At 72.1% G+C, this 4,571-nt stretch carries 5 protein-coding genes; 1 reads left to right on the forward strand and 4 read right to left on the reverse strand.

Annotated elements, in window-relative coordinates; translation table 11 throughout:
* The 4 genes from GA0115259_RS33580 to GA0115259_RS33595 form a co-directional block, all read right to left on the reverse strand.
* Positions 1 to 2,071 (reverse strand): hypothetical protein (locus GA0115259_RS33580; RefSeq protein ID WP_141716796.1); only part of this gene is annotated, 2,071 nt, incomplete at its 3' end.
* 250 nt (positions 2,072 to 2,321) lie between these two features.
* Entirely contained in the window at positions 2,322 to 2,612 is a 291-nt protein-coding gene (locus GA0115259_RS33585; protein WP_093603927.1) for a hypothetical protein, read from the reverse strand.
* Positions 2,613 to 2,708: 96 nt separating this feature from the next.
* Positions 2,709 to 3,074, reverse strand: a complete 366-nt coding sequence (locus GA0115259_RS40810; RefSeq protein ID WP_176732745.1) for a hypothetical protein — start codon at positions 3,072 to 3,074, stop codon at positions 2,709 to 2,711.
* A gap of 132 nt (positions 3,075 to 3,206) precedes the next feature.
* Positions 3,207 to 3,899 carry a hypothetical protein gene (locus GA0115259_RS33595; protein WP_093603929.1) on the reverse strand — a complete coding sequence of 231 codons (693 nt, stop codon included), beginning with the start codon at positions 3,897 to 3,899 and terminating at the stop codon, positions 3,207 to 3,209.
* A gap of 316 nt (positions 3,900 to 4,215) precedes the next feature.
* On the opposite strand from GA0115259_RS33595, the gene GA0115259_RS33600 reads away from it, so the two are divergent.
* Positions 4,216 to 4,571 (forward strand): hypothetical protein (locus GA0115259_RS33600; protein ID WP_141716797.1); only part of this gene is annotated, 356 nt, incomplete at its 3' end.

Consider the following 4,571-nt stretch of genomic DNA (forward strand, 5'->3'; position numbering starts at 1 on the left):
TGGTCAACAGGCCGACCAGGCGCTCGTCCGCGTCGGTGTGCGCGAGCCGGTCCATGGCCCGGCGGAACCGGGCGCGGACGTCACCCATGCCCAGCGGCCCTTCGGCGGCCGGGGCGTGGCCGGGATCCGCGAGGTCCTGGCGGGCCGGGCACTGCTCGGCGCCGCTGCCGTCGGCCCAGGCGCCGACGGCGTTGTCACTGCCCGGCTCCGGGTCCTCGTAGGACCAGGTGATCGGCTCGCCGCAGTGCGCGCAGTCGGCGACCTGGCCGTCCTCGGGCAGGGCCGGGGCGTTCTGGCGTGCTCCGGTGATCTGGCGCAGGGTGCGCCCGCCGGGCCCGAACTCGACCCAGCCTTCCCGGTCACCGCCCTCCACGGCCCGGCACCACAGGCGGCGCATCGTCCGCCCGAAGCGGTCGGTGAAGTCCTCGGCCGGCCGCACGACCTGCGCGCGGCGCCCGTCGCCGTAGCCGCGCACCAGCACGTCCCCGACCGCCAGGTCCTCGAACGCGACGTCCTCGGTGTCGGCGAGGATCTTCTCCCAGCGCAGGTCCTCGGCGGCGCGTGCCTCGGCTTCGGCCGCGCGTTCCTGCGGGCTGCGGTAGGGCTCCAGCACGGTGGTGAAGCCCTCACGGACCAGGGTCAGGCCGTCGTCCTCCCAGGAGTGCGAGGCGCCGGCGCGCAGTTCGGCCGCCGCCATCTCCACCGCGACACCCCGGCTGAAGACGCCGATGTCCGTACCGCGCTCCGTGGTGACCCGGCTCTCCCACCGAGCGAACGCCTCCGGCAGCAGATCCTCCGCCCGGCTCAGCGACAGGGCGGTCTCGACCTGCGCCGTGCACGGCCGGCCCGGAAGGTCGGCACGGGTGCCGCGCGTACGGCAGTCGCGGCACTCGTGCACGAACGGGCTGGTCGGCCAGCGCTGGGACGTGGTGTCCCCGATGCGGGCGCCGGTGTTCCACACCGCGTGCGACCCGGCCCGCAGCGCCTCGACCGGCCGGCGCGTCGCGCCCGCCGGGCGCAGCTCGTCCAGCGTGAAGACGCCCTCGCCGTCGGACCAGCGCACCTTGTACCGGCCGCCGTTGACGCTGTGCGCCACCCTCGCGGCGAACTCCGTCCCCACGACGTGCGCACGCTTCTGCCGGTCCCACGTCACAGGCCGGACGGTGACCTCGCTGCCCGGGCCGTAGACGTCATGGTCGGCGACCGCCGACTCGGCGCTCTCCTCGGCGGTCGCCGGGCGCACCTCGATACGGCCGCGCCGGTCGCGGAACGGGAGGAGGGCCGCCTCGCCGGGCAGGTCCTCGACCAGGACGCCGTCGTCGAGCGCCGCCTCGATCTCGCCCAGCGCCGCCCGGGCGGGCACGCGCCGCGGCGTGCCGCCGTTTACCGAGCGCATGAAGTAGCCCTCGGCGGCGGTGAGCTGTTCCGGTGACCGGCGGCCGCGCTGCTGCCACAGTCCGCGGGGAGCGTGCTGGCTCTCCCCGTCCGGGCACATGAAGTCGTCGTCCCCGCCCCACCACAGGCCCTTGTACAGCCCGACGCGCTTGCCGCAGCGGCGGCAGTCGTCCACGGCTTCGTTCCGGGCGGGCGCCGCGGCCACCGTGGACGGCGTCGCGGCGGAGGCCTCGCGGCGCAGGTCCCGCAGGTGGACGGTCTTGTGGCGGACCGTGTCGGAGGACGTGGTGACGTAGGAGACGGTCACGTTGACCCGTGCGATGCGGGTGACCTGTCCCCGCCGCCACAGGCCCCAGCTGTGGACCCACACCGTGTCCCCCTCGCCGACCTTGCCCGCAGCGACCAGTTCGGCGGCGCCGGGGCCCACAGCGGCCAGCGTGCGCAGGACCGGCAGCAGCCGGGCGTCCAGCAGCGCGCGGTCGACGGTCTGGCGGCCCCGCCTCATCGCCGCCTTGACGGTGCGGGCCCGGGTGGTGACCGGCCGTCCGTTCACCCGCAGCGCGAGGTGGGTGAGGATCGTTGCACCGGCGCCCAGTTCGCGCTCCGGCACGGTCACGACGCGGATGTGGCTGCCGCGGTAGGTCTCCTCATGCTCGCCGGCGGCGCTCTGGCTCATACGGACATTCCCTTCTGGGCAGCGGCGGGCAACCGCCGGCAGGGCGGGCTCGCTGGAAAGGTGGAGCCGACCGGGCCGACGTCCGGCAGAGAACGCGAACGCGGGGCGGCGGGCTGGGCTGAAAGGCCGAACGAAAGCCCTCAAGACATTCATTATTCTATGCAAATAGGTCTTTGGAGTCAAGTTTTATGTGTCATGCGTGGTGAGGGTCGACGGGCTATGGGTTGATCCAGGCCCGCTCAGCCGGATGTCAGCGGCCCGCCGAAGTCGCGCCGCCTGCGGGGGCGATGGGGGCCTCGCTCACGCCGGTGCAGCCGAGGTAGGCGAACAGGGGGTCGGCCACGTCCTCGTGCACGCCGGCGGCGTGACGGTCGCACAGCCGGTACCGCCGGGTGCGGCGTTCGGTGAACGTGACGGTCAGCAGCTTGGTGGCGGGCGCTCCACAGCCACCGCGCCGGCGGGTGTAGGCGTACGAGTCGCACCTGACCGTGCTCATGCTCGGCTGCTCGGTCTCGGGCGGAAGGGAGGCGGCGGTCGGCATGGTCTCCTTCTTTACGGTGGTTCGTGCTCTCGGCGTCCCGGCCGGCCGTCCAGCCCGGCGCGGTGTGCGGCCGGCGGCTCCGGCGGCCGGTAGTGCTCAGCCCAGGCGGGGGTCCCAGCAGCCGTCGCAGCACCAGGGGTTGGAGCCGTCTTCCGCGGCGTGGATGAGGTGGCCGGACGAGGCGGGCGCGATCGCGCTCTTGCAGAAGCGGCAGTAACCGACTGGTGAGTGGCCCTCCTCGTCCTCCGTGGGGGAGTTGTAGTCCGCGAGCGCGTCGCGCACCTGTTCCTCGGTGGGGTGCTCGTCGAAGGACTCGTCCCGCAGAAGATCGCCGGTCTCCGCGTCCGTGATGTCGTAGCTCAGCCCGGCGGCCTCACGCCAGACCAGACGGGTGACCTCCACGCGCTGGCCGTCGATCACGTACTCGCCCACGGGCTTCTGGGAGATGACCTTGTCGCCCATGCGGTGTTCCTTTCGTCGGGAGGCTCCGCCGTGAATGCGGCAAGCTCCGGGGAAGCTGGCGGTATCGCCGTGCGGGCGGAGCGGGAGGCGGCGCGCTAGCGGGCCTCCCTCCGCGGCTGGTCCGCGCGGCCCTCAGATGCGCTCGACATGGGCGAAGACCACGGTGTCGGCACTGTCACGGTCGAAGCCGCGCTCACCGGAGTGGTGGACGAAGCGGTACTCGCCGGGCGGCACGTCCACGACGGTGTCGGACCAGCCGAGCGTGGCCGGGTCGCCGCCCCGGGCCTTCCAGAGCTCGAAGTCGGCGCAGGAGTACGCCCACAGGTCCGTGCAGATCCTCGCCAGGCAGTCGCTCTCCGCGAGGGAGGGCTCGTCGTCCTCGTCCAAGCGGGGGCTGGCGATGATGTAGTTGTCCGGCCCGGTGCGGTACAGGCCAAGGCCGCAGTTGTCGGCGGGACCGAAGGCGCACCCGGCATCGGCCATCTGCCGGATCGCCTGAGCCTTGCCGAGAGTGCTCTCGTAGCTCATCGGGTCGGCGTCGACCCAGGTGAACACGGGGCGCAGGTCGTCGCTGACCAGCAGCTTCCCGGACGGAACGGCGATGGTGATCGTCGTGGTGATCCCGTCCGGGTAGGGGCACGGCTCCACCACGTGGACTGTGTCATCGGTGAACCGGTAGGTCGGCGGCTGGTTGCAGACCCGGCAGGCGTACTCCGCACCCGAGACCATGGGGTCCATGTCGTCGAACAGCCACTTCGCCTCCACCTCTCCCGAGCGGGAGAGCGCGTGGCCGTTGGCCTTCAACGGCATCCGCTTGATGGTCATCTGGTGCACTCCTCGGGGTTTTGCCGTCTGGCGTTGTAATCATTATTATATCTTCAGGGGCTACGTACGTCAAGTTTTATGTGTCAAACGTCGGATGGATGCACCTTGCTGTGCTCGGCCGGCCGGCGGAGGTCTCCGGGGGCGTGGCGCGCTATCCTTGCCCTCGGCAGGACTGCTGCCACCGTCCGTATCGAGTGGCCCGGACCCACGGATGCGACCCGGCGGGAAGAGGCGAACGCCACGTCAGTCGCACCGACTTCACCCGCGTCTGTCGGCGCGCCGGTCCGGGCAGTCGCGCCGCAGGACGGACCTCTCCATGTCCACCGAACGCCAGGCCGTACGGCTGCGTCGGCTGTACACAGGCGAAGGTCACCAGGCCGCTCTCGCCTTCTACCGCCGCCACGGCATGCACTTCGGGCTTGTCCCGGACACCACCAATCCACAACAGCAGGCATTCGAGGCCGCGGTGCTGCATACCCTGGCCCGCCCCCACTCCGCCCTCGGCCCGCTGGACACGCCGGATGCTCCGTTCGGCCTGGCCGCCGCGTCCCCCGGGGTCGAGAGCCTCGTGCTGTGGCCGCATCCGGACCACGTGACTGACTTCCTGCTGCACCTGCTGCCCACCCGGGCCGCCGACGGCATCGCCGGAGTGCCCGCACTGCGCGGGGCCAC

The organism is Streptomyces sp. MnatMP-M17 (genome assembly GCF_900091995.1).
In the GTDB taxonomy this organism is placed as follows: domain Bacteria; phylum Actinomycetota; class Actinomycetes; order Streptomycetales; family Streptomycetaceae; genus Streptomyces.

Bases quoted from the DNA above. Each gene is read 5' to 3' on its own strand.
- GA0115259_RS33595 (WP_093603929.1), bottom strand. From the start codon at position 3,899: ATGACCATCAAGCGGATGCCGTTGAAGGCCAACGGCCACGCGCTCTCC.
- GA0115259_RS33585 (WP_093603927.1), bottom strand. From the start codon at position 2,612: ATGCCGACCGCCGCCTCCCTTCCGCCCGAGACCGAGCAGCCGAGCATG.
- GA0115259_RS40810 (WP_176732745.1), bottom strand. From the start codon at position 3,074: ATGGGCGACAAGGTCATCTCCCAGAAGCCCGTGGGCGAGTACGTGATC.